This window comes from Maridesulfovibrio ferrireducens (genome assembly GCF_016342405.1).
Classification (GTDB): domain Bacteria; phylum Desulfobacterota; class Desulfovibrionia; order Desulfovibrionales; family Desulfovibrionaceae; genus Maridesulfovibrio; species Maridesulfovibrio ferrireducens_A.
The window spans coordinates 289,890-314,039 of the sequence record NZ_JAEINN010000001.1 but is presented as its reverse complement, the minus strand read 5'-3'; the positions used below and the strand labels follow the sequence as shown (position 1 = coordinate 314,039).

The window sequence follows — 24,150 nt, the reverse complement described above, 5'->3', positions numbered from 1 at the left end:
CCTAATTTATTATGAATATGATTTTGCTATTCAAGCCCCATTCCGGGATGATGTGCAGCATAGTCCATATCATTTTCATGGCAGACGGTGCAGGTTCTGCCTGAGCCTATCGGCTTTGCTTCCCCCATATACTGAAGCGCGCGCAGATTGTCGCGTTCATCAACAGCAGGGAAGACGGCATGCGGTGCATTGTGACACGCTGCGCACATAACCGCGTCCATTTCATCCTTGCGATTACGGAACAATTCAGACTTATCCTCGTTCCAGACGTTGAAAGCAGAATCAGTGTCAGGCCCGGCAAAGTCCACATGACAGGTGAGACAGTCCGGCTCCTGCGTCCAAGGCATGCGCGGATTAATCTCTTCCATCTCCATATCAACAGGCATCAGCAGACCAATTAAATCTTTTGCAACGAGTTTATCTTCTTCCGCCTTAAGCAATGCCAGAGCATGATTTTCCATCACGCCATGACAATTCACACATTCCATCCCCACTGTACGATGCAATCCACGCAAACTCTCCTGCGAATGACACATGGTGCAGGCTTCATTCTCTTTACCGGAAAGGTAAACTGCGTGGAAACCGTGCAGTGCGGTCGACAAATCAAGCTGAGTGTCGCCGTCGTGACAGCTTAAGCAGTCAATCGTATCGCCCAACTTAACTCGAGCGGTAAAATCAGTATAATTATCACGGTCATGAATTTTCAGGAAATCATCCGCAGTTTGCGCGGCAAGCCCCCCCTGACCTTTAACAGCCCAGTCTCCGCCATGACAATTATTGCAACTAGCCCGTGTTGAAACCGGAAGAACAATCGTTGTAGTTGCAAGTATCTCTCCGGCATCATCAACCGCGCTGACTTCCACCAGCGGCAACGGCTGATATCCGTCATCCGAATATGGAAGCACATTTATTGGAGGAGACTCAAAGAATCCGTCTTTAGCCTTCATTTTATAAGGCTGATGAACATTTTTAAGCTCACAGATTATCTTCACATCATCGGTTACAACTTCAGGAGGATCGCCACGCAGAAGCAATTGTGCGCGTACCTTGCTTCCACTTTCGGAAACCGAAACCCGCCCTTCACTTTCTACAATCAGACGCAATCCTTCCAGAGACCATGCCATTAAAACATACTCCTGATCCGCTACGAACGGAGCAGGTTCAACCTTTGTTTCTTTCACCTCTGCAAGCACGGTTTTAACCTGCGGACTGAGGCTATCGATGTATTCGGCAAGAGCCATTCGCTCGGTTTCGTCACCTAAGAAAGGAGACATATATTTACTGAGCTTACCCATTCCTGAAATAAACGCATCCAGTCCGGCAGCGCTGTACTTAACAGTTCTAGGCACAATATCATTCATAGGTCCGTTAATGGCATGACACGAGACACATTCCATCTGATACAGCCATGCTCCGGCCTTAAGTTTATTCTCATCAGTAATTTTTCTTAAATTATCCGGCACCCATTTAGCTTCCTGCAAGAGGGATTTGCCTTCCATCTCAGCGGCTTTATCAACCATAACCGAGTTGGAATATACAACTCCCCACAACACATAAGGCTTTCTTCCGGCTTCGCGGATAAATTCAAATGAGCCGTAAAAAACCAGTGCGATCAAAAGTAAAATCAAAGCTGACGGGAACTTTATTTTGCGAGGCATACAGATTGCCATGATCAGTCCACCCACAAGAATAATCGGAGCGGTGACCTGATACATCTTCAAGAAATATGCAACTCGATGAGATTTATTTAAAATCATCTCGGCCTGTTCAGGTGGCAAAGCCATCATATACCAATACCCGCACGGCAATAAGAGAATAAGCCCGAGCAAAGTCCAGATGCTGCAAAGACGAACCATCTTACAACGAATGACCGGATCTTTAAGCCACGCCGCGGTTACAAAACCGAAAAGTCCAGCCAGCATAACCGATAGAAAAGAACGGAAAGCCAATTGCGGCCAAAAAGTAGGGTTGAATATTCCATCCCAGAAATCGTGGGTTTGCAGCCATTCTCCGGGAGTGAGCATAAAGCCGACCACACCGTTGATAGTAAAAAGTGAAAGCCACGCAAAAATAAAATAGAACCAGCCTATCTTTATATGATCAGAGCGGCTCATTTTGTCCCATGAATAAAAATAAATCAGCAGGGCCACAATTTCGCCCACAAACCAAACCCACTCCGTTGCCCATGCAAATAAAAATTCGCGAACAAGGAGAAGCGCTCCCTGCGGACTTAAAAGAGCCATACTGAACCAGAGGGCAACACCGCTGACGCCCCCGAATACCATGGTCAGGAGCAGGAAAAACTTTGAATGTTTTTTTACATAGTCGAGCAGTTCATCCGAGCCGGTGCGGTAAGCCATCTGCTCACTTAAAACCAGAAACAAACCTCCGCCTACAGCAAACTGAGCCACAAAAACATGGATGGTTGCGATAAAAGCAATCCAGAAGCCGCCGCCGAAAGTGGTGAGGTGCCAAATTGGATATTCCATAATTAACTCCTCCCCGACTTGCACATAAGCTTAAGCATGTAGATTATCGAGATTACACCAATGACCAGCGATATAAGAAATAAATATAAAGGAGAGTATTGACCTGTGACCGGAATATCTTCGACTTTAAAATATGGAGCAAGATACGCATCTCTCAGCAAATGCCTCATAAGTACCATAACATAGACCATAATCACGGTAAGAACAGATGTCAGCACCACTTTTTGCTTCATTCCGGCATAAATTAAGATAACAGTTCCCACCAGCCCTATTCCGAGCAACGAAGTTGCAAGCATATCCTTTCCCATAAAAATCAGCATAATTTCTCTGGGAAGCACCATCAGGAACCATAATCCTACGCCGATATTAACAACGGTAGCCCACACGAACCATTTAAAACCAGTTGCAATGTAATCCTGATCAGATTTCCTCTTACCCAGAATCGCCACAAACAGACCGCCGACAGCCAGCGCGGAAACCATAAAATGCAGATACCGCGGTAGCAATGCCGTATCATTAAGATTGAGCACCAACCCGTTAGGATTATCAAAGTACGCTAGCCAGTGATCAGGTCTGAGCATAAGCGTCATATTATTAGAAAGCATGAACCCTACATATAAAAGTATGCACAGCACCATGAAGATTAAACCCTTGCGCCCGCCGTCTTTCATACTTTCGTAGCGGTAGTAATGCCAATAGAGACCATAATATCCAACGAGCAGAGCAACAACTGCCGCAAGCCAGTATACCGCCATCAGCACCGATGAAGTGTAATTAAACTGAGCATAAATCGCTTTTACAAACAAAAGCGGCGGCACTCCTGCATTAATTACTAAAGCAAGGATAGTCGGCAGTTTACCGGAAAGATCGCGCGAAATTTTACTTCCACCACCTACGCTATGGCAAGCAACAATAACTGTCCCGCCAAGTGCAATATTCATGAGTAAAAGGTGTATCGCAAAAGTTGTTACCAAAAGAGTTTCCAGCCAGATAGGAGCCACTGCGAAAGTGTTTATCGCCGGAATAAGTGAAGATGGGATCATAGATATTCCCCCTGAATATTTTCCTGATTTATAGAGGTATAACAAGACTATTCGCTACAAACAATTAGAATTTTAATTGAGTTCACAATGACACATACTGTCCAAGTTTTATACTGGGCAATATATTTTCTATTCTCTCAAACGGGTTACCTCTAAAAAACGCTTGCCAAAGAGATCTTTAATCAATATATACAGTGCTTCTGAGTGCCGAAGTGGTGGAATTGGTAGACACGCTAGGTTCAGGGTCTAGTGGGGGTTACTCCGTGGAAGTTCGAGTCTTCTCTTCGGCACCACTCAAAAAATTAAGGGTTGTAGCAGCTAGCTACAACCCTTTTTTATTTTCAAATCCCACCATGATCATCAGTCATAATTTTAATATAGGTAGTCAATGACAAGCAATTCTAAGCATCTTCCCATTATAGCATTTGTACTGCTCGGCGTAATATGGGGGACTAATTTCATATGCATGAAGCTTGCTTCCGAACTGATCAGTCCCGCTCAAGTGGTATTCTTCAGAGCTCTTTTCGGCTTTTTTCCTGTTCTAATTTTCGCTCTTGTCAAAAAATCACTATGCATAGACCACCTGAAATATTCTGTTCATTTTTTTGTAATGGGTTTGCTTGCAACATCCCTAAACTATTATTGTTTTGTCAAAGGAACATCCTTACTACTTACCGGCGTGGCTGGTGCAATTAGTGGATCTATTCCCCTTTTCACTTTCGTACTTGCAGTTCTTTTCATTCCGGAAGAAAAACCATCGCTAATGAAAATTGTCGGCATCGCCATAGGTTTTATAGGTGTTGTCATCATCGCCCGCCCTTCCGGCGACAGTTTGCTGTCTTCCAATTTTGAGGGAATCCTGTACATGGTCGCAGGCTCATTAAGTGTCGGATCTTCATTCGTTTACGCAAGAAAATTCATAACACCACTGAACATTCCTGCATCAGCCATTACAACTTATCAACTTGGCTTCGCTATGATCCTGCTGTCACTTACAACCAGCTATGACGGAATGTCAGCCATATGGACCAGCTACAATGCATCAATTGGATTAATAGTAGGACTGGGCCTTCTCGGCACGGGCTTAGCTTACATAATTTACTATTACATCGCTTCCAAGATGGGAGCTGTCACAGCATCTTCTGTTAGTTACATCCCTCCCCTTGTCGCTCTTGTGATTGGATCAGCTATCGTCGGAGAACCAATTGAATTAGTGGATTACTTCGCAACGGCATTAATTTTTGCTGGTGTATATATGCTTAGACGAAAATAAAATCATGAAGATGAGGTTTTCTATCGTGTAGGTATGAAAAAACATGGCAAAAATTATCTCTTTTAAGTATAATTACAGTCTACAAAAAAAGGAGCATTTATTATGAAAAATTATTTTTCCGCATCAAAGACCTTATCTATATCTTTCATAGCCTTATCTTTCTTACTTATTCAGATCTCAACCGCAAAGGCCTTCAGCATGAATGATCTTTCATCCACAGCTGAAACCGCTAAGACAGCTACTGATTCAGCCAAAGCCGCTGCCGATGGTGCAAGCCTGCTAGATCGCGCTAAAAATGTATATTCAGGATTTTCAGACTCGACTGAAAGTCTCATAAGCGCGCAGACTGCAACCATGAGTCTCATCAATCCAACTCAGCACGCAGGAGCTGTTGAGCAGATAAGCTCCTTTGACTCAGCAACAGGCCTTACTAAACTAATGGAAATGACCTCGTATTCTCAAAGTCTGGAATCTGAAATGGACGGCCTGGACCTGACCGGTAGGCTGAAACAACTTCTTACCAACCCCGCAAGCCTTGATAAAGCTAAGTCTATCTACACAGATGCTTCCGGAGCTTACAGTTCCGGCAAACAATCTGTAGCCGAAGCAAAAACTCTTTATACAGAGATCAAACAATTCATGGCAGCTCCGTCTTCAAAGAATTTAAGCAGCTCAATGCTTTCCAGTCTTGGAGACTATTCTGATAAAATTCTGCCCTTCATAATTGATAACGGCCCTGAACAGGTTAAAACAGCCGCAAATCTTGCAAATGTGCTTAAAGGTTTTCTCTAAATAAAAATCGTCCCCGTTTACCGTAAGACCCGGTAGGCGGGGATATAATTTATAATTTAAATAAAATAACCATCAGATTTTAAACTTCCGATCAAACGCTCACACATAGAAGCTCGATTAAGTGTATAAATGTGAACACCGGGAGCGCCGCCGTCGAGAAGACCTGCTATTTGTTGCTGAGCAAAATTAAATCCGAACTCCATTACAGCCTCATCCCCGCCGGCCTCAAATGCTTTTTCAACCCCGCAATATAAATCTCCCGGAATAGATGCCCCGCAAAGCCCCATAATTCTCCGCAATGACCCTAATGACTGAATAGGTAAAACTCCGGGTATCACCGGTTGCTCAAACCCCGAAATTTCAAGTCTGCTAACATAATCAAAGTATTGGCGATTATCAAAAAACAGTTGAGTAATAGTAAAATCCGACCCTCTGGAAAGTTTATCACAATGATATCTTATATCCTGCGCAATAGTTGACGAATCAGGATGCCCGCCCGGATAACCGGCAACCGCTATTCCCACATCTGAAAATTTATCATCAACATATTCGACGAGATCTGCGGCATGAAAAAATCGGCTTTCATTGTTCACATCATCCTTTCGACCGTCTCCGCCCAGTGCCAGAATATCTGAAACTCCCGCATCGTTAAGCCTGCCGACAAAGTCATCAATTGACGTTTCACTTGCTCCCACACAAGTTAAATGAGCAAGAATGTCGACTCCCATTTCTTTTTTAATGACTCCGCAAACATCAAGGGAATTATCATGACTTGACCCCCCAGCTCCATAAGTGACCGATGCAAAAAGAGGTTTCAAATCAGCCAGTCTTTCCGCTTTTTCAGTAAAGTTATCCCATGCTTTTTTCTCTTTGGGAGGAAAAAATTCAAAAGAAAAAAACTGTTTGGACTCTTTTATGCTGCTTGCCACATTCATTGTATTATCTCCTATAATTAAAAACTCCCCGGATCATAAAAGATAGATCCAATCCGGGGAGACATTACTTTACTAAATTTTCTGACGCACTCTTTTAGCAGCCTGAACCATATTAATAAGAGAAGGCTCAACTTCTTCCCATCTACGAGTTTTAAGACCGCAATCAGGATTTACCCAAAGCCTCTCGGCAGGAATTACTTCCAGAGCTTTTTCCAGCAAAAGAGTCATTTCATGTTCCGAAGGAATCGCCGGGCTATGAATATCATAAACACCCGGACCGACTTCATTAGGATAACTAAAGTCTTTAAAATTCCCGAGAAGCTCCATGCGACTGCGGCTGGCTTCAATGCTGATGACATCGGCATCGAGCGCGGCGATAGCCTCAATTATTTCATCGAATTCGCAATAACACATGTGCGTATGAATTTGAGTTTTATCCTCCACGCAAGAAGCTGACAGACGAAAACATTCCTGAGCCCATTTCAAATATTCTGCCTGCTCAGCTTTACGGAGCGGCAAACCTTCACGAAGAGCCGGTTCATCAATCTGAATAACTTTAACTCCGCTTTTCTCCAGATCGGAAACCTCATCACGAACGGCAAGGGCAATCTGTCTGCAAGTCTCACTGCGCGGCTGATCATCACGGACAAAGCTCCAGCAAAGAATGGTTACCGGTCCGGTCAACATTCCTTTAACTTCTTTTTTAGAAATACTTCTGGCGTAATTAATCCAGTCAACGGTAATTGCTTCGGGGCGTGAAACATCACCATAAATAACAGGTGGTTTTACACACCTTGATCCATAGCTCTGAACCCATCCGTTTGAGGTGAAACAATATCCTTCAAAATGTTCACCGAAATATTCCACCATATCATTACGCTCAGGTTCACCGTGAACAAAAAGATCAAGCCCGATTTCCTCCTGGCGGCGGATGCAATCGGCTATATAATCCTGCATAAATTTTTCATACTCATCTTTACTAATCTGCCCAATTTTAAACTTCTTTCTGACAGAACGAACCTCAGAAGTTTGCGGAAATGATCCAATTGTTGTTGTCGGTAAAAGAGGGAAATTAAGTTCATTGCGATGAATCTCGGCACGCCTTTTGTAAGCTGAGATTCGCTTGAAATCCGCTTCCTTTAAATCAGCAATTCTTTTTGCAACTGCCGGTTTATTTACTCTGGAACTACTTTTACGGGATTCAATAATTTTGCGGTTAAGAGCCAATTTATCTGCAACATCAACCCCGCTGACTGCGTCGGTAATAAGTTTAATTTCAGAGCACTTCTGACGGGCATAAGCCATCCATGATTTTATTTCAGAATCAAGATTTGTTTCAAGGTCGAGGTCAAAGGGAACATGTAGAAGTGAACATGATGGAGCAACAAGAACCCGCTCAGAACCTAAAGACTGCACAGCCTTTCGTACTATCGAAACAGCTTTATCAAGATCAGCACACCAGATATTTCTACCGTCGACAACTCCGAGAGAAAGAGAAACCTTACTGCCCAGACTGGCTAAAAGCGCATCAAGATCCTGCCCGCCGCGAACAAGGTCTACATGCAACGCGTCAACCGGAAGCTTAGCTGCGGCTTCAAGATTTTCACCCAAACCACAAAAGTAGGTTGCCACCATAATTTTTGTATAAGATGCGGCTTCCCTAAAAGTTCTGTATATCGGTGCAAACAAGGCCAGCACCTCTTCGTCGAGATCAAGAGCAAGTACAGGCTCATCAAACTGAATCCATGAGCAAGAACCGGAAAGACGTTCGATCAACTCGGAATATGCCGGGATCAATCTTTCAAGCAGGCTCAAACGGTCAAACTCTTTTCCAGAACATTTTCCTAAAAGCAGAAAAGTCAACGGACCGGGCAAAACAACTTTAACTTTGTATCCGATTGCTGTTGCTTCTTTAACCTGTTCCAAAAGAGATTCATCAGCGATCAAAAATTCCTGATCTTCTTTGAACTCCGGCACTATATAATGATAGTTTGTATCAAACCACTTAGTCATTTCCATCGCAGGAGTTCCATTTTCTCCAGCCTTTCCGCGCGCCATTGTGAAATAATCATCCAACCCGGCTTTCCCGTCCTTAACATTATATCTATCAGGAATAACGCCGAATCTTACCGCATTATCAAGCATATGATCATAGTAAGAAAAATCACCTACCGGAAGAAGTTCCACTCCTGCCTGTGATTGATTCTCCCAATGCAGCTTCCTAAGTGAGCGGGCTGTGGATGCAAGATCATCTTCCAACACCTCGCCTTTCCAATATGATTCGAGTTTCCTTTTCAGCTCTCTGTTACTCCCCATTCTGGGATATCCTAAAGTGTGCGTCAGCATTTTTATCTCCTGTTTGATAGTGCTCCGCCGAATGGCGGTGAGAAGAAGGACTTCTCTATTGTGAATCTTACTCGCGAGATTCAGTGTGCTTCTCTGCGGGACGTCTTCTGGCTTCCGGACTTAAATGACGCACGGTGTCGGGCCTTCCCGGTTTCCCAGTGAACCAACACCACATGACAAATACTTTTCAACTACCCATTCCGGTTACAGCAGCGCGTCTGCGGCGGAATTTCACCGCCTTCCGTTTCCCTCAGAATCTACATCCTTAATTCACTATATAAATATATTGTTATATAGAAATAAAAAAGTGCCCACACTTTCCAATTAAGTCAAGCTGGATTTTAAACTTTTTGCTGAAAATTCATAACAAACGATCATAAACAGCGCATAAAAAAACCCTCGAAGCATTGCTTCAAGGGCTATAAAACCAATAATAATAAATTAAACTCTATTCACATGTGCCGAAGCGAAGCTTCTCACGAAAAGACCCGCTTGCCACAGGAAACTTCATCAAAGCCCCTTTAACAAGACACTTACCGAAGACATCCACCCCTTCCTGTCCCTGACTGGCTGCGCTACCGCGCCAAAGGAAAGTTTTCAGACCTTCATTTTCGGGAGTAACCATATATAATCGCACAATATTATCATTTCTATCAGCGTCACTTGCCTTAACAACACCTATGTCAGTGTATGAATTGCTTAGGTAATCGTAGTTATATGAGTCACGTTTATATGTAACTCCTCTCTCCATCACAGCTTTGGAACTAAAATTAACAATCACAAGAAAATCAGGAGAATTCACATCATAAACAAATCCCTTTGCTTCTAACTCGAACCGTGCGGCTTTAAGCAATACAGCCTCAAGATCACCTTTGGAATCATTGGATTTTTTATACGCAAACGTGTGAACTGTACTCATATCAAAACCCGGTTCAGGCCTATTATCCACATTCATATCAACATAGACGCAACCTGAAAGCATCATCCCAATCAAAATAAAAACCGCCAATAACTTCTGCACCCCGGACTCCTAGAGAAAAATAAAAATTAAGCAACCTTGCAATCTCGGCTTAGCTGCATTATAAACACACGCAATGTTAACTGTATTATGACTACTTACCTGCTTTATCTCCTTTAGCCAAGGATTGAAAGAGCTTTACCATATGAAATTTAAAAATAATACACTTCAAACATTAATTACAATAGATTTGGAATCAGGGAGGAGAATAAAAATGAATAATTTTAATGAAAGACGCGACTCAACTCGAATAGACCTTAATAATATTGATGGGTTTTTCAGGCAATGTGATATTGCAACATCATCATGCAGCTCTGATCTGGACATCACTATTTTAAACATTTCACCATGCGGCATGAAGCTCAAACTTAACTCAGAGGAAGACCTCACCAAGTTGGACTTGAATACTGAAGTTTTTATCCGTGGGTGCATATTCAATGACCGTATAGGATTCCTGAGCAGTCAAAAGGCTGTCGCGGTTTGGAAAGAAGAATCTCTTGTCGGACTGCGTTTTACGCCTGAGTTAGATTTTGACGAGCCGGCTCTTCGCAAAATGATGATAAGTCACTAAACCCTTTTCAATTCTCTCAATTATCAAATTTTAAAAAAAACGAAAGTACCTGCTTTATCATACTCCCATAAATTGATACGTTCCCACTTGTGATCAAAGAAAACACCAAAATAATCGCATGGATCGGCAACACATTTTTCCGCACGGGAATGGATCAGCTGGGTTATAAAACAATCCACATCCCAATCCGCGGCCAGCAGGTCTTTACATGGAAAGACATTGTCGAAAAATCTGGATGCATCCCAGACATGGTGGTTTACGCAGACCGAAGCATAGCTCCGCCTTTAGCCGGAGTTGAATCTTTCCCATGCCTGACAATATTCTACTGCATAGATACCCATATTCACAGCTGGTACCCGCTTTACGCACAAGGGTTTGATATCTGCCTTGTCAGCTTGAAAGATCACCTGAATAGATTCACACCCCGCCTGCCCGACTCCCGTCTTTTATGGTTTCCCCCGGTTGTGATGGATAATGATGTTCCGCTCACAATGGAGAAAGAATGGGATTTGCTTTTTGTAGGTAAAGTAGACCCGGACTTGACTCCTGAACGCATGAAATTTCTGGATGAAGTGGCAAAACTTGTTCCCGGACTTCACATTACGCAGGGCGAGTATCGCAAACTCTTCCCCAAAGCCAGAGTGGTACTGAACATTGCCGAGCGCGGAGATCTCAATTTCAGAGTATTTGAAGCTCTGGCGTGTGGCTCCTGCCTGCTTACCCCCTATATTGAACATGGTCTAAACGATATATTTACAGACGGAGTTCACCTTATTACATATGAAGCGGGCAATGCGGCAGACCTTGTATCCAAACTCGAGCAATTATTGGCAAATAAAGAATTGCGTGAGAAAATAGCCAGACAGGGGAATGAACTTATTGAATCATCCCACCGCATTATTCACAGAGCTGAAACCCTTCAAGCTGTAATATCAGGCATGGATGTAAATAAAGCAGTGTCCACTCGATTAGCGGCAAATCCCGTAATTAGAAAAAATTTCATGAAAAGTATTTACCTGCACTGGGCTGAAGCCATTTCCGATCCACTCCTTAAACAAGTATACCTGCAAGCAGCTAAAAACTAACACCTCTTTTACTTCACTCTCCTGAATTAATTACAATTTAAATATTAAATATTTATTTATTTTGAATGTGACTAAATCAGCAATCACTCACTAATCTATTCATGAAATAGCAATAATACAAATAACTAAAGAATTATTTTTGACCCGCGACAATTATAAGATATATGTTACAGGTCAATATAATTTAAGTAACAGTAGAGCGTGCCCAAGTTAAAAGGATTGGTGTAATTTGCAATATCTTTTACAGTGGACAAACTCGTTTCAACAGTGATCATACAAGTTAATAAGCCTTCACTAACCATCCCAACTGATAAGGAAGTAAGAGTATGAGACTTAACTTAAAAGCAAAATTTATTTTTACCATTATCCCGATGGTAGCTCTGACAATCGGGATATTATCGTGGGTGGCTTACTCCTCCGGGGCAGGGAGTCTTGAAAAAGAACTTACCGCAGCTATGATAAACACACGTGATAAAGCGGCATCAACTCTAGATTTCTGGTACAATGACAGGATTAGAGACGGTAAAATTTTAAAGACACTCCCTGAAATTGATGCTGCTTTGACTACAGACAACTTCGAAGATGTAACCACATCTCTACATCATTACTTAAAAGAGTCCCCTTTCTACGAAAACGTATTCCTTATGACCCCTGACGGAACAATTAAAGCTGATGGAGGGCAAAGTACATTAGTTGGCTCTAATATAAACTCAATCCATAATGGCCGCATGAACATTGATAAAGCCGGACAAAATAAAATTTTCATGGGAGATGCATATGAAGGCGAGAACAAAAGCCCAATATGTCTGCTGACCTTCCCCGTTATGAATTCAGGTAAATTAATCGGAATTATCGGTATGACTCTCAAAATTTCAGTTTACAACAATCAATATCTGAAAGGGGCCAGAATAGGAGAACAGGGTTACCTGTTTTTAACAAACTCCGACGGCCTTATAATAGGCCATCCAAATACCAAAACACTTATGAAATCTAGCATAAAAGATTTCAGCTGGGGTAAAGAGATACTAGCGAATACAACGGGTTCAATTGACTATTCTTATGAAGGAATTGAAAAACGTATGAGTTGGCAGAAAGATTCAAAAACCGGCTGGTATATAATCGCAACTGTAACTCATAATGACATTTTTCAGGCCAGCACAACCATGGCATGGACTCTATTATGGCTCGGACTTGGATCCATATTAGTCCTGTCCATAATCATCATATTAGTGACTGACAGAATCATTATATACCCACTTTCAAATTTGCTTGCACTCTTCAAAAAGATTGCCGGAGGTGATCTTTCCATTAGTGCTGAAGTTAAAGGGCAGGATGAAATAGCTGAACTTTCATCGGCTACTAATGACATGGTTAAACGAATTTCAGATGTTGTTCGTGAAGTTCAGATGGCCTCGTCATACGTGGAATCCGGCAGTAATGAATTAAGTTCTACTTCACAAATCATGTCTCAAGATGCATCGGAACAAGCTTCTTCTATGGAAGAAATATCTGCATCCATGGAAGAAATGGTATCCGGAATTGCTCATAACGCAGAGAATGCAAAAAAGACGGACGAAATGTCTCGTAAAGCCGCATTGGAAGCTGCCAAAAGTGGAGAAGCTGTCATCCAGACTGTTGAGGCAATGCATAAAATAGCTACACGAATTTCCGTTGTAGAAGAAATTGCACGACAAACTAACCTGTTAGCTTTGAATGCGGCTATTGAAGCAGCGCGAGCCGGAGAGCATGGCAAAGGGTTTGCAGTCGTTGCTGCGGAAGTTCGCAAATTAGCTGAAAGAAGCGGTCAGGCTGCTGGAGAAATAGGTGAACTATCCACTTCCAGTGTTGAAATAGCTGAAACTGCGGGTAACATGCTTAAAGCAATTGTGCCGGACATTCAGAAAACAGCAGAACTGGTTCAAGAAATTACGGCTTCAAGTGCTGAACAGAATTCAGGAGCTGAACAAATCAATAGCGCCCTTCAGCAATTCGATGTCGCTGTCCAAAATAGCGCATCTACATCAGAGGAAGTAAGCGCATCCTCAGAAGAACTACTGATACAGGCTGAAAGTTTAACAAACGCAGTCGGTTTTTTTCAGCTGTCAGAAAACACAGGATCGGTTTCACCTGCCCTTTCTCTCGAGTTAGAAACTGAAAAGAATTCGAATTCAGATTTCAAGCGCTTCTAGCCTTTTTGCTAATCTTCAAATCTTCGACCTGACCAAACTAAAAAAGCCCCGATGAAATTTTCATCGGGGCTTTACTATTAACTATTCCAGCAAGCACTTCAAAGCGAGACTTACGATTAATCTTTTATTCTGAGAACCTTGGTAAGTTTTGCAAGAATTTCAGGCTTACAGTTAAGATCAGCAGTCTGCTCAAGGAAGTGTCTGCGCTGAGCAAATCTATCTTTGAGAGTCTGAATATAATCATCATTATTTTCAGCATTCTTAGGATTATATGTATCATAAAATCCGGGAAGAATTCTTTCCATACAATTACGCTTCGGCAGCTGTGCACCGGGCAGAAGATCCCAGTCTTCCCATTCCAGTTTATCCAGAAGAATTGAAGACTGCAAAGTCAATGATGTCTGTAATGGAATCGCATGCAGATCGGAATCGGAAGAATTCCAGAAACCTATTGAGTTAAAGCTGTATCCGGTTGCGCCGCAGTCAAAAACACCTGCAAAAGCTTCAACATCTTTCCAAAGCTCATAGACCCTGAACGGGTTGGCATAAGGAACAAAAACAAGCTTCTTAAGTTCTTCTTCGGAAACGTTTTCAGCAAGATTACGCTTTGTCATAAGGGCTGCGCCCATTGCAACTGCGAGATATGTATCTGTGAAACGAATAACCGGAGGCAGACATGTGTCCTTCATAAGCCAGCACAAAACTTCAGGGAATTTACAACGATTGACATATTCACCCAAAACATCACGATCAATCAAAGCGCGCCCGTTCGGGTTACGGAGATCCTGCCCGACAGGCAGAACTTTTCCGTCAACTTCAAGAGTTGCATGGTTCATCACTGAAACCATATATTCCCAGTCGGGATGACCAACCGGCCTTGAATCTGTCTTATCAAATAAAGTAGGTTCCCATACCCGGCAAACACGGTTAGCCGTATCAATCTGAAAAGCATCATCGTGCAGAACTTTCTTGGAAAATCCTTCAGGAAGAGTGCCGCCGTTATCGTGGGAATTTGTATGAGAAGACTTTCCTGTTCCGGAAAGTCCGAAGAAAGCGATGGAGCGCTGTCCAATTTTCTTTGCATTTTCATCAGCACAGCCGGAGAAATCAAATTCCTTGATTCCACCATGACATGCTGCCATGCCTACGCGAATGCCGGAAGTCCATGCAAGAGTCAAAGTTCCTTTTTTGCGTTCACCGAAGTAGCGCATGCCGAAATTGTAGATGACATTGCATTCTTCATCGACAAGTGCGAGCTGAGGGAATCCCTGATTATGATAAAAAGAATCTTCGTTGCGCCAAAGATTATCACCGATAATGATGATATCCTGAATGGGCAGTTTCGCGCTTTTTTCATACTCTGCTGCCAACTCTTCATAAGGAGTAAAGTTGACGAGCCAATTAAAAATATTTGCAGCATCATCTTCGCCGCCAACGATGGTAGCCCTGATCATGAGATCTTTATCAAGACCGATAATAGCTTCAGCTTTGATCAAAGGACGCTGCTGCATGTCAGAGATAGCTTCTCTAAGGTCGCCAAGCACTTTACGCTGATCCGGTCCATTCAGATTATTATAGAATCTGCGTGCCTGACCTGTACGACCTACGATCTTACCATGACAGTTGTTTAAAACAGTGGCGCCTTCCGGCAGACCTAACCGTTTTGCAGCCTTAGGATAGATCTCCTGATCAGTATCCATGACATCCCACTGCGTCTTAGCAAGTGCGTATGCATCGGCAGCATTTATTTTTCTTACTCTTTTATCATTAATGAGAGTTTCCGCAATAGCCCGTAAAGGCGGTATTTTAGAAAGATCACTTTTATAGAACTCATAGGTAGATTGACTAGCCACTGTTTACTCCTCCAATGAAAATATAAGACTGACTAAATGTTAAGAACCGCCCTAACCCTATTCCCCAGAAAAATCCACTCTACTTAACAGCCCTCTCCCAAAATATTGTGAAGAACTGAACAAACCTAACGAATGTACTTAAGAGTGGTCACCCAAATACTTCAATAAAACAGTATAATTTGATTTAATACGAAAAAAAAAGCGCATTCTCATTTCGAGAGTGCGCTTTTTTTTCATTAATGAACAAAGTTTACTTTTTTCACCGGCATGGTTGTCGTCAGGCCGAGTTTATTACTTTTTAAAACTCGCTTAAGCTTTTTAATTCTCGCTCGATTTGTAACGACTTTCATGATCTTTTCCCTATAATCCGAGTACAGACCAGAGAACACCTGCCGCAACCGCAGAACCGAGTACACCAGCTACATTCGGAGCCATGGCATGCATCAGCAGGAAGTTGTGCGGATCATCTTTGCGGGCAACCATCTGCACAACTCGCGCAGAGTCAGGAACAGCCGATACACCGGCAGCTCCGACCAGAGGGTTGATCTTATCTTTAAGGAAAAGATTCATAAGCTTAGCAAAGAGTAATCCACTGGCAGTAGCTACGCAGAAGGAAGCTGCACCAAGACCGAAAATCAGCAAGCTGTCAGGAGTCAGAAAAGTCTGAGCCTGAGTTGAAGCTCCGACTGATACACCCAAAAGGATAGTAACAGAGTCGATGAGCGAAGTACGTGCTGTTTCAGCCAGACGTTCAGTTACGCCGGATTCCTTCAAAAGGTTACCGAAGAAAAGCATCCCTACTAAAGCAATCGAACCGGGCGCGATTAACGCCGTGATGATAAATGCTCCGACAGGAAAAAGAATTTTCTCGCGTGTAGTAACCTGTCTTGGAGAAGACATACGGATCAAACGTTCTTTTTTAGTTGTAAGCAGTTTCATAATCGGAGGCTGAATAACGGGAACAAGTGCCATGTACGAATAAGCCGCAATGGCGATAGCTCCCAGCAGATGCGGCGCCAGCTTGGACGCAAGGAATATCGCAGTAGGACCGTCAGCCCCGCCGATAATTCCGATAGCACCAGCTTCAGCCGGACTGAAGCCTAGGTATAGCGCTCCGACAAGGGTAATAAATATACCCATCTGAGCCGCCGCACCTAGAAGGATTAACTTTGGGTTGGAGAGCATGCACGAAAAGTCGGTCATAGCTCCGATTCCAAGAAATATCAGCGGAGGAAAAACACCTTTGCTGACCCCGAAGTATAGATAAGAGAGCACACTCCCTTCGTCATAAACGCTGAGAGGCATACCCGCGATAGACGGGATATTACCTATAATTGCTCCGAATCCGATAGGAAGGAGCAAAAGTGGCTCATAGTCCTTTATAATTGCAAGGGCGATGAAAACAATCCCGATGACAATCATTATGAAATTGCCCGGAGTCATTTCCGCAAAGCCCGTTGTACTTAGAAAATGAAGAAGTATATCCATGACGTCCGTCTAGCTCTTATTTTTATGCAGATATGCAACTGCAGCTGCGACTATTTCAGCTTCAGCCGGTCCCGAAGGAGGTGGAGCCTCCACCCCGCAGTGATGAGCTGCAGGCGGAATAATCTTATTAAAGAATCCAGCCAGCCTTGGAAGCATAGCGATATAAAGACTCACCAGCATCAAAGCTACAAACACAATACTCATACCAGTTATGGAAAGAGCGACTCCGTCACCATTTACCACATGCTGCCAACTGAACACCATTTCTTGCATTGGGATCTCCTTTTGCCTTTAAGTGTCCGGCTAGATGGTCATCTGAGCTAGAGGCTGTCCCTGCTGAACTTGATCACCGGCGGTAACCGCGAAAGAGACCAATGTTCCGGGCCTGTGAGCCTTAACTTCCATTTCCATCTTCATAGCTTCCATAATCAGCAAAGTCTGACCTTCCTGAACAACAGTACCCGGATTAACTGCCAGACGGACAATAAGTCCGGGCATGGGGGCTGCAATAGGTTCAGTTACGCCGCCGACTGGAGCACCGGAAGCTGCCGCGGCAGAAGTTCCATCTCCGGAACCGATCCTGAAAGATTTACCATTCAGAGTTGCTGTGTCGCCGTCGACAGTAACAGTATAGGACAAGCCATTAACTGAAACATCCACAGTTCCTGAACCGGATCCACTTGCAGAAGCAGTTTTTCCGGTAAGCTTAGCAACCTGTTCAGCTTCAACATCTTTCTTATAACGGACACCTACGCGGGCATCACCTTTAAGGTAGGTGATTCCTTTGTCCTTACAAGTTGCAACGATGAAAACATTTTCGTCAGTAACAGGAAGACCTTCTTCTTCAAGACGCTTGCGAGCAGGAGCAAGTCCTTTTTCAGGATCAGCATCGTTGAGTTCAATAGGGCTTTTAGTGGTAGGTTCAAGTCCCATCTGTTCGGATGCACGTTTAACAATTTCAGCATCCGGAGCAACCGGAGTTTTACCGAAGTATCCCAAAACCATTTTGCCGTAACCGTCAGCAAATTTTTCCCATGGTCCGAACATGACGTTATTGAACGCCTGCTGGAAGTAGAACTGGGAAACAGGAGTAACGGAAGTACCGAATCCACCTTTGCGGACAACTTCACTCATGGCACGGATGATTTCAGGGTAGCGATCCATCAGACCGTTATCTCTGAGCATCTGAGTATTCGCAGTCAGCGCTCCACCGGGCATCGGGCTGAAAGGAATCATAGGGTCGACCTGAGTTGCTTCGGGCGGCAGGAAGTAATCCTTCATGCAGTCACGGAAGACATCTTCAGCAACAATAATTTTATCTATATCTATATCGAGGGTATAATCTGTTCCGCGCAGGATATGCCACATGGTGACGATATCAGTCTGACAGGTTCCGCCGGATGCTGGAGCCATTGACAAATCAATCGCATCAGCTCCTGCTTCAATAGCAGATTTATAACAAAGACCGCCGATTCCGGCTGTTTCATGAGTATGAAAATTGAGCATTACATCTGCGGGAAGCATCTTGCGAGCGCGCTTGATGGTCTCAAAAACTTTAGCAGGGGTAGACGTTCCGGAAGCATCTTTGAAACAGACTGAATCAAAAGGAATATCTGCATCCAAAATCTGACGAAGAGTACTTTCGTAGAATGCGGCATCATGGGCGCCCGAACATCCGGGAGGCAGCTCCATCATTGTAACGACTACCTGATGTTTCAGACCGGCATTTGCAATGCACTGCCCGCTATAGATCAGGTTGTTAACATCATTAAGAGCGTCAAAATTTCGGATGGTGGTAATACCATGTTTGGCAAAAAGATCAGCATGAGCCTTGATAACATCACTGGATTGAGATTCAAGACCTACAACGTTAACTCCGCGAGCCAAAGTTTGTAAATCTGCGTCAGGTCCGGCAGTCGCCCTGAATCTGTCCATCATATCAAATGCATCTTCATTGGAATAAAAATAAAGAGCCTGGAACCGTGCTCCTCCGCCTGCTTCAAACCAATTTATACCTGCGTCTCTTGCAGCTTCAACTGCAGGCAGGAAATCATCGGTTTTGACTCGGGCACCGTAAACGGACTGAAAACCGTCACGGAAGGCAGTACACATGAACCTAATTTTCTTCTTGGCCACTTCCCCTCCCTTGGTATGTGAATGAGTGATTCACCGCAGACTCGACAGCCTACGTTTAAACATTCTTGTTAAACATATCTTTCTAAAGGAAACCAGTTATTTATGAGAACATATTCGCCATGTAGGAATATCACATGACATTATGACAAGCTGAAAGTGAACATCAAGTAGCATAATTCAATTACAAATTCAGCAAGAAACCGCAGCATAAAAAAAATTAGTGCCCGTTTTGGACAGCAAACTGAAAAGGAAACTTCTATAACAAACAATAAATAATAATGGAAAAGGTATTTAGATAACTAACTATCTGATTTTATAGGAAAAAACTTTGTTATAAAAAAATTATGTCATTATAATGCAAAATAATCATAAATTACGCGTTTCGCAATCAAAAGCTAAATTTACACTGACATCGTAAGATTAAGCACAGGATTACCAATCAATAAAGAAGAAATTTACGCAAGAAAAGTTGCTTTTTTACAATTTTGTCTCTTAAATTATACATGACTACGCATTGATTAATTTTAATCAATTTTAATCTGCAAAAAGACGTATTGAGCGTCTTAATATCCATTATGCTCAAAATTATTTTTTAAAGCTTAATTCCGTTACGACACAAAACATTACACTAATAGTTCATTTAATAGAAAAGTCACCCTAAACAGAGTGGCTTTTCTATTAAATGCGGGTGAACAATCAAAATTGTAATTTTAAAAAAATATGAAATAGACAACAAGTCGTTAACTTATCGCTCCATATTTACTTCTTCTTTCTAAGATCTCCAATCTGAGATTCATCAGGACCGGAACAATCTCCCTTAGAAGTTTTATTTGCACCGCCGCAATCACACCCGCAGCCGCATCCCGCCCCCCCTTTCCTGAACCATTTAATTCCCAAGTACAAAGCCGCTACTGCTATAACTACAAACACTAATATATCCTGCATAACATCTCCCGCTGATATAGAAACTCATTTTCATTTACATAATAAATAATATTTATACAGCTTAAGTCAATCCTAATCGAAAACTAAAAAAATTATACTTCTAAATACCCATATAAAAAAATCCTCACTCAACCGAAGGGGCTGAGGAGGATTTTTTTGCATACACTTCAATCACTCATGCGAGAAAATTTTGCAGCATACCAATGATTTTGTGAGCCGGTTCAGGAAATCTTTCCACAAGAGTTCGAAAAGTTATATAGCTTGCGAACAAGAACGCCGCAAATCCGCCATATACAACAACATCAAACAGAACAGGAATGACTTTTTCAGACAATCGCATTTTGTGCATATTTTTCCTCCTCCACCTAGCTTTGCAACAAATACACCAATATCTAAATATTTTCTAAAAACTGCATGCAGCAGATAAAATTAGGAAAAATCATTCTGTGATCAAAAAACATATAAAAAAAATAGATCACAAAAAAGTAACAACCTTAAAATTTCAATAGCAAAGTTTATGCTGAGTTCTTGACACACACACGGTGGTGCTATATTTCTAGAAAAAGTATGCACACATGCACCTAAAAACATAAAATAAGCCCGAAATTTCTTGCCCAATAATAAAGAGGATCGTGAGCCATGCACATATCTGAAGGAGTTCTATCCCTTCCCGTCCTTGCTGTAGGAATAACTGTGACCGCCATCGGCACAACTATTGGTCTTAAAAAGCTCGATTCGGAAAACCTCATTACAGTAGCTCTCCTTTCTTCAGTTTTCTTTGTGGCCTCGCTTATTCATATTCCTGTTGGTCCTTCAAGCGCACACCTTATTCTCAGTGGACTTATGGGGCTTATACTCGGCTGGGCAGCCTTTCCTGCTATATTTACAGGACTGCTTCTGCAGGCCATCCTTTTCCAGTACGGCGGACTTACCGTAATCGGCGTCAACACAGCCACAATGGCTTTACCGGCTGTTCTCTGCCACTACTTATTTCGCTCCCTGCTCAACAAAGGCGGCAAAAGCATGAGTATCGCTGCCTTTATGTGCGGTGCTCTTTCAATTGGACTTTCTGCTATACTGACTGCTTTCGCGCTATCCTTCACCGATGACAGTTTTATCGGCGTTGCTCAGCTAATCGTATATTCACATATTCCCATAATGATTATCGAAGGCTTTATCTGCCTGTTCACTTACAGCTTTCTATATAAGGTACGCCCGGAAATGCTGGTAGTCACTCAGGAATCAGCTTAACAAAATAGCTGCTTCAAAATTTCACAAAATAAAAGGCATAAGAGGAATTCCTCTTATGCCCTTCTTGCTTTCAAGATAAAAACAATTTCCATCTATTCGATAACTTTCATACTTTCCCACTTTCCACCCTTGAAACGGAAATAAAAAACAAAACTGAGCACGAGCACATAGGCTGTAAAAATTGCCCAGAGAAAATTCGGGCCGAACTTAAATACTTCCACGCCGAGATAACACGGAATAACCATCAGCGTTACACAGAAAACCCCGACAGCTTTCATAACATAAACAACATCACCCGCCCCCTTAAGCGCGCCGGAGTAGACGAGCGCAAGTCCATCAAAAAAGATATAAACGACCATAAACAGCAAGAATATTCTACCATGTTCGAGAACTTCGAAAAACTGAACATCACTTATATCATGCGGGCGAAACATACTTATCAATACATCTGGAATCGTGACGTAAATAAACCCCATAAAGAGCATCCAGACACATGTAATATGAAACGCACAGACCGTCGCCCTTTTAGCATAATCCGGACGCCCCTGCCCGATTGCCTGACCAACTAAGGTGCTTACCCCGACGGAAATCCCATACGCCGGAAAAAAAGAAATCCCGTCAATCGAAAGCGCTATATTACTAGCTGCAAGGATAGTTGTTCCCAGCCTGCCCACCATATAGACAAAAAAAGTTACTGCAAAAATATCCAGAAAAAATTGTGTACCATTTGACAGGCCATACTTGATAAACCGGATGAAAAGATCTGGTGCAAATTTGAAATTGCTTATAATTCCATATTGCTTTTCATTCTTACTATTAAAGATAAGTGGACAATAAAGTCCTACAATTACGGCCCCGGCTGCAACGGTAGCTATTCCGGCCCCTTGGATACCCATTTCCGGGAAAAACCAGAAACCATTAATAAGTGCATAGTCGAGCGGTATATTAACCAAAGCACCCGTCATATTTACGAGCATAACGGTTCGAGTCAAACCACGACCTGAATAAAAGCTTGAAAGAGCAGTATCAAGCACAGGCAAACCGGCTCCAAACATCAAAATTCTAAAATACTGAGTTTCAAGTTCAGTAACATCCGGTGGATGACCGCCAAGAACAAGCAAAGGGGTCAAAAAATGACCTACCAGAATTAAAATAACCCAAGCGCCAAGTGAAAAATATATACCCTGCCAGAGACTCGTTGCGACTTTGTCAGGTCTTACGGCACCGGTATACTGAGCGATAAAAACATTGATGTAGCTGGCAACGCCCATAAAAAAGGATATAAATAAAAACGCAAGGATTCCAGCTGGAAGCGCGGCGGCAATAGCTTCAACCGAATATCTTCCCAGAAAGATCCTGTCAGTGATCTGCATAAGAGTGGTCGAAGCCATACTTACAGCAAGAGGCAGGCTTATTTTTAAAACATCCCGGTAGCCGAAAGGTCTGGTCCAAAGAGAAGACATTTAACATTACTCCGTAAATAACAATTTAGTATCAATACGCTTAGATCTTGCCGGAAGTTCACGCAACCAGAACTTTCACAAACGGCCTTTAGCAAAAAATAAAGAATTTATACTGGTCAGATTTATCAAAATTAAACTTTTATCATCAGGCATAAAAAAAGCCGCCCCCGGAATCCCCGGAAGCGGCTTAACAGTCAATATTGAATAAGCTTATTTAACTGCGTCCTTAAGAAATTTTCCGGGGGCAAACTTTACTCCGCGAGAAGCAGGGATCTCAATGGCCTGGCCAGTCTGAGGGTTACGACCTGTACGTGCGGAACGTTCAACAGTTTTAAATGTACCGAAACCAGTAAGGGTCACATTGCCTTCTTCCTTAAGCCCATCTTCAATTGCACCGAGAACTCCGTCAATCGCTGCGGAAGCATCTTTAGCACTCATGTCTAATTTTTCCCGGAACTTCTTAACAAGAACAGTCTTACTCATAATAAACTCCTTCATTTTTTTAAACCGCAACCCGAGCGGTATATCCGTACCCCAACAGGCCCACTACACCATTAAACAATAAAAAGCCATAGGGTAATATCAAATCATAACTGACTAAGCATTACTTTTATCAGAATGATATCAAATCAAGCTTTATACAAAAGCAAAACATTATTTAACCTTTTTTGGCTGGACGTGGCGGACTACAGGGAAGAACTGCTAATTGTCAAGCTGAACCGTATAATTTCTATACTTTTTGAATTAAGAGACATATACAGATCACTCCTTTCAACGAAAAGCAAAATCAAATACTTTAATACCGTTTTTTTCATTATACGGTGTTGACATATTGCTCTTCTGTCTTAATTTAATTCAACTTCATACGCATGAAGCGAACTGCCTTGAATGACACAATAGGCAACTCGACTTTAAAAATCAAAGAAGAATCTGCCACAACCCCGCAGATTATTAAGTGATTATCAACCAATACTTTATTTAGTTCAGGAGGAAACATGACTCTCAAACCGTTACAGGATCGCGTACTCATTAAGCGTCTGGAAAGCGAACAGAAAACAGCCGGTGGTATTATCATCCCTGATTCCGCTCAGGAAAAGCCTATGAAAGGTGTTGTTGCTGCAGCCGGACCAGGTAAAGACAAAGCTCCCATGTCCGTAAAAGAAGGTGACGTTGTGCTCTTCGCTAAATATGCAGGCAACGAACTTTCTATTGATGGTGAAGACTTCATCATCATGCGCGAAGAAGAAATTCTCGCAGTTGTTGAATAATTTTC

General features: G+C 42.6%; 20 protein-coding genes, 1 tRNA gene and 1 riboswitch. Of the genes, 8 read left to right on the top strand and 13 right to left on the bottom strand.

All coding sequences use genetic code 11. The features are described from left to right. Positions 1-26: 26 nt before the first annotated feature. Together JEY82_RS01360 and JEY82_RS01355 are read right to left on the bottom strand one after the other, a co-directional pair. Positions 27-2,489 carry a cytochrome ubiquinol oxidase subunit I gene (locus tag JEY82_RS01360; RefSeq protein ID WP_304081856.1) on the bottom strand — a complete coding sequence of 821 codons (2,463 nt, stop codon included), beginning with the start codon at positions 2,487-2,489 and terminating at the stop codon, positions 27-29. Positions 2,490-2,491: 2 nt separating this feature from the next. After that, the gene (locus JEY82_RS01355; RefSeq protein WP_304081855.1) at positions 2,492-3,532 is read right to left on the bottom strand and encodes a hypothetical protein; all 1,041 of its coding nucleotides are present in this window, start codon (positions 3,530-3,532) and stop codon (positions 2,492-2,494) included. Between the two features lie 206 nt (positions 3,533-3,738). Between JEY82_RS01355 and JEY82_RS01350 the strand changes: the two genes are divergently transcribed. From JEY82_RS01350 to JEY82_RS01340, 3 genes are all read left to right on the top strand, one after another. After that, positions 3,739-3,825 (top strand) — tRNA-Leu (locus JEY82_RS01350). Between the two features lie 95 nt (positions 3,826-3,920). Next, positions 3,921-4,805, top strand: a complete 885-nt coding sequence (locus tag JEY82_RS01345) for a DMT family transporter (protein ID WP_304081854.1) — start codon at positions 3,921-3,923, stop codon at positions 4,803-4,805. A gap of 102 nt (positions 4,806-4,907) precedes the next feature. Continuing rightward, the gene (locus JEY82_RS01340) at positions 4,908-5,597 is read left to right on the top strand and encodes a hypothetical protein (RefSeq protein ID WP_304081853.1); all 690 of its coding nucleotides are present in this window, start codon (positions 4,908-4,910) and stop codon (positions 5,595-5,597) included. 56 nt (positions 5,598-5,653) lie between these two features. On the opposite strand, the gene JEY82_RS01335 is transcribed toward JEY82_RS01340, so the two are convergent. The 3 genes from JEY82_RS01335 to JEY82_RS01325 form a co-directional block, all read right to left on the bottom strand. Beyond that, the gene (locus tag JEY82_RS01335; RefSeq protein WP_304081851.1) at positions 5,654-6,532 is read right to left on the bottom strand and encodes a methylenetetrahydrofolate reductase; all 879 of its coding nucleotides are present in this window, start codon (positions 6,530-6,532) and stop codon (positions 5,654-5,656) included. 72 nt (positions 6,533-6,604) lie between these two features. Further along, the gene (metE, locus tag JEY82_RS01330; RefSeq protein WP_304081850.1) at positions 6,605-8,878 is read right to left on the bottom strand and encodes a 5-methyltetrahydropteroyltriglutamate--homocysteine S-methyltransferase; all 2,274 of its coding nucleotides are present in this window, start codon (positions 8,876-8,878) and stop codon (positions 6,605-6,607) included. 79 nt (positions 8,879-8,957) lie between these two features. Next, a riboswitch (cobalamin riboswitch) is annotated at positions 8,958-9,155 on the bottom strand. 171 nt (positions 9,156-9,326) lie between these two features. Next, on the bottom strand, positions 9,327-9,899 hold the full coding sequence (locus JEY82_RS01325) for a DUF4136 domain-containing protein (protein ID WP_304081849.1): 573 nt from the start codon (positions 9,897-9,899) through the stop codon (positions 9,327-9,329). 211 nt (positions 9,900-10,110) lie between these two features. Here JEY82_RS01325 and JEY82_RS01320 point away from each other — a divergent pair, with 211 nt between their 5' ends. The 3 genes from JEY82_RS01320 (at position 10,111) to JEY82_RS01310 (ending at position 13,741) form a co-directional block, all read left to right on the top strand. Next, positions 10,111-10,467 (top strand): pilus assembly protein PilZ, encoded by a 357-nt coding sequence (locus JEY82_RS01320; RefSeq protein WP_304081847.1) that lies wholly within the window; start codon positions 10,111-10,113, stop codon positions 10,465-10,467. A gap of 89 nt (positions 10,468-10,556) precedes the next feature. Beyond that, positions 10,557-11,552 carry a glycosyltransferase gene (locus JEY82_RS01315; RefSeq protein ID WP_304081845.1) on the top strand — a complete coding sequence of 332 codons (996 nt, stop codon included), beginning with the start codon at positions 10,557-10,559 and terminating at the stop codon, positions 11,550-11,552. 326 nt (positions 11,553-11,878) lie between these two features. Beyond that, positions 11,879-13,741, top strand: coding sequence for a methyl-accepting chemotaxis protein (locus JEY82_RS01310; protein ID WP_304081844.1), 1,863 nt, complete (start codon positions 11,879-11,881; stop codon positions 13,739-13,741). A 116-nt stretch (positions 13,742-13,857) separates the two neighbouring features. Here JEY82_RS01310 and JEY82_RS01305 read toward each other — a convergent pair whose 3' ends face one another. The 6 genes from JEY82_RS01305 to JEY82_RS01280 form a co-directional block, all read right to left on the bottom strand. Further along, positions 13,858-15,594: a phosphoenolpyruvate carboxykinase (ATP) gene (locus JEY82_RS01305; protein ID WP_304081842.1), complete on the bottom strand. Its 1,737-nt coding sequence runs from the start codon at positions 15,592-15,594 to the stop codon at positions 13,858-13,860. A gap of 360 nt (positions 15,595-15,954) precedes the next feature. Beyond that, positions 15,955-17,082, bottom strand: coding sequence for a sodium ion-translocating decarboxylase subunit beta (locus JEY82_RS01300; protein WP_304081840.1), 1,128 nt, complete (start codon positions 17,080-17,082; stop codon positions 15,955-15,957). Between the two features lie 9 nt (positions 17,083-17,091). Next, on the bottom strand, positions 17,092-17,355 hold the full coding sequence (locus JEY82_RS01295; protein ID WP_304081838.1) for an OadG family protein: 264 nt from the start codon (positions 17,353-17,355) through the stop codon (positions 17,092-17,094). 30 nt (positions 17,356-17,385) lie between these two features. Then, positions 17,386-19,218 carry a biotin/lipoyl-containing protein gene (locus JEY82_RS01290; protein ID WP_304081836.1) on the bottom strand — a complete coding sequence of 611 codons (1,833 nt, stop codon included), beginning with the start codon at positions 19,216-19,218 and terminating at the stop codon, positions 17,386-17,388. Positions 19,219-19,977: 759 nt separating this feature from the next. After that, the gene (locus JEY82_RS01285; RefSeq protein ID WP_304081835.1) at positions 19,978-20,163 is read right to left on the bottom strand and encodes a FeoB-associated Cys-rich membrane protein; all 186 of its coding nucleotides are present in this window, start codon (positions 20,161-20,163) and stop codon (positions 19,978-19,980) included. Between the two features lie 175 nt (positions 20,164-20,338). Further along, entirely contained in the window at positions 20,339-20,512 is a 174-nt protein-coding gene (locus JEY82_RS01280; protein WP_170830344.1) for a hypothetical protein, read from the bottom strand. 290 nt (positions 20,513-20,802) lie between these two features. Here JEY82_RS01280 and cbiM point away from each other — a divergent pair, with 290 nt between their 5' ends. Beyond that, positions 20,803-21,414: a cobalt transporter CbiM gene (cbiM, locus tag JEY82_RS01275; protein ID WP_304081833.1), complete on the top strand. Its 612-nt coding sequence runs from the start codon at positions 20,803-20,805 to the stop codon at positions 21,412-21,414. Positions 21,415-21,506: 92 nt separating this feature from the next. On the opposite strand, the gene JEY82_RS01270 is transcribed toward cbiM, so the two are convergent. Next, a complete protein-coding gene (locus tag JEY82_RS01270; protein WP_304081831.1) occupies positions 21,507-22,877 on the bottom strand; it encodes an MATE family efflux transporter in 1,371 nt (456 codons plus the stop codon). Between the two features lie 210 nt (positions 22,878-23,087). Next, positions 23,088-23,360: an HU family DNA-binding protein gene (locus tag JEY82_RS01265; protein ID WP_092160242.1), complete on the bottom strand. Its 273-nt coding sequence runs from the start codon at positions 23,358-23,360 to the stop codon at positions 23,088-23,090. Between the two features lie 512 nt (positions 23,361-23,872). On the opposite strand from JEY82_RS01265, the gene JEY82_RS01260 reads away from it, so the two are divergent. Next, positions 23,873-24,145 carry a co-chaperone GroES gene (locus tag JEY82_RS01260; RefSeq protein WP_092160244.1) on the top strand — a complete coding sequence of 91 codons (273 nt, stop codon included), beginning with the start codon at positions 23,873-23,875 and terminating at the stop codon, positions 24,143-24,145. Positions 24,146-24,150: the final 5 nt, after the last annotated feature.

Excerpts from the sequence above, each read along its gene's own strand:
- JEY82_RS01360 (WP_304081856.1), bottom strand. The coding sequence starts at position 2,489 with ATGGAATATCCAATTTGGCACCTCACCACTTTCGGCGGCGGCTTCTGG.
- JEY82_RS01340 (WP_304081853.1), top strand. The coding sequence starts at position 4,908 with ATGAAAAATTATTTTTCCGCATCAAAGACCTTATCTATATCTTTCATA.
- JEY82_RS01300 (WP_304081840.1), bottom strand. The coding sequence starts at position 17,082 with ATGGATATACTTCTTCATTTTCTAAGTACAACGGGCTTTGCGGAAATG.
- JEY82_RS01280 (WP_170830344.1), bottom strand. The coding sequence starts at position 20,512 with ATGCACAAAATGCGATTGTCTGAAAAAGTCATTCCTGTTCTGTTTGAT.
- JEY82_RS01345 (WP_304081854.1), top strand. The coding sequence starts at position 3,921 with ATGACAAGCAATTCTAAGCATCTTCCCATTATAGCATTTGTACTGCTC.
- JEY82_RS01335 (WP_304081851.1), bottom strand. The coding sequence starts at position 6,532 with ATGAATGTGGCAAGCAGCATAAAAGAGTCCAAACAGTTTTTTTCTTTT.
- JEY82_RS01295 (WP_304081838.1), bottom strand. The coding sequence starts at position 17,355 with ATGCAAGAAATGGTGTTCAGTTGGCAGCATGTGGTAAATGGTGACGGA.
- metE (WP_304081850.1), bottom strand. The coding sequence starts at position 8,878 with ATGCTGACGCACACTTTAGGATATCCCAGAATGGGGAGTAACAGAGAG.
- JEY82_RS01285 (WP_304081835.1), bottom strand. The coding sequence starts at position 20,163 with ATGCAGGATATATTAGTGTTTGTAGTTATAGCAGTAGCGGCTTTGTAC.
- JEY82_RS01265 (WP_092160242.1), bottom strand. The coding sequence starts at position 23,360 with ATGAGTAAGACTGTTCTTGTTAAGAAGTTCCGGGAAAAATTAGACATG.
- JEY82_RS01260 (WP_092160244.1), top strand. The coding sequence starts at position 23,873 with ATGACTCTCAAACCGTTACAGGATCGCGTACTCATTAAGCGTCTGGAA.
- cbiM (WP_304081833.1), top strand. The coding sequence starts at position 20,803 with ATGCACATATCTGAAGGAGTTCTATCCCTTCCCGTCCTTGCTGTAGGA.
- JEY82_RS01355 (WP_304081855.1), bottom strand. The coding sequence starts at position 3,532 with ATGATCCCATCTTCACTTATTCCGGCGATAAACACTTTCGCAGTGGCT.
- JEY82_RS01270 (WP_304081831.1), bottom strand. The coding sequence starts at position 22,877 with ATGTCTTCTCTTTGGACCAGACCTTTCGGCTACCGGGATGTTTTAAAA.
- JEY82_RS01320 (WP_304081847.1), top strand. The coding sequence starts at position 10,111 with ATGAATAATTTTAATGAAAGACGCGACTCAACTCGAATAGACCTTAAT.
- JEY82_RS01310 (WP_304081844.1), top strand. The coding sequence starts at position 11,879 with ATGAGACTTAACTTAAAAGCAAAATTTATTTTTACCATTATCCCGATG.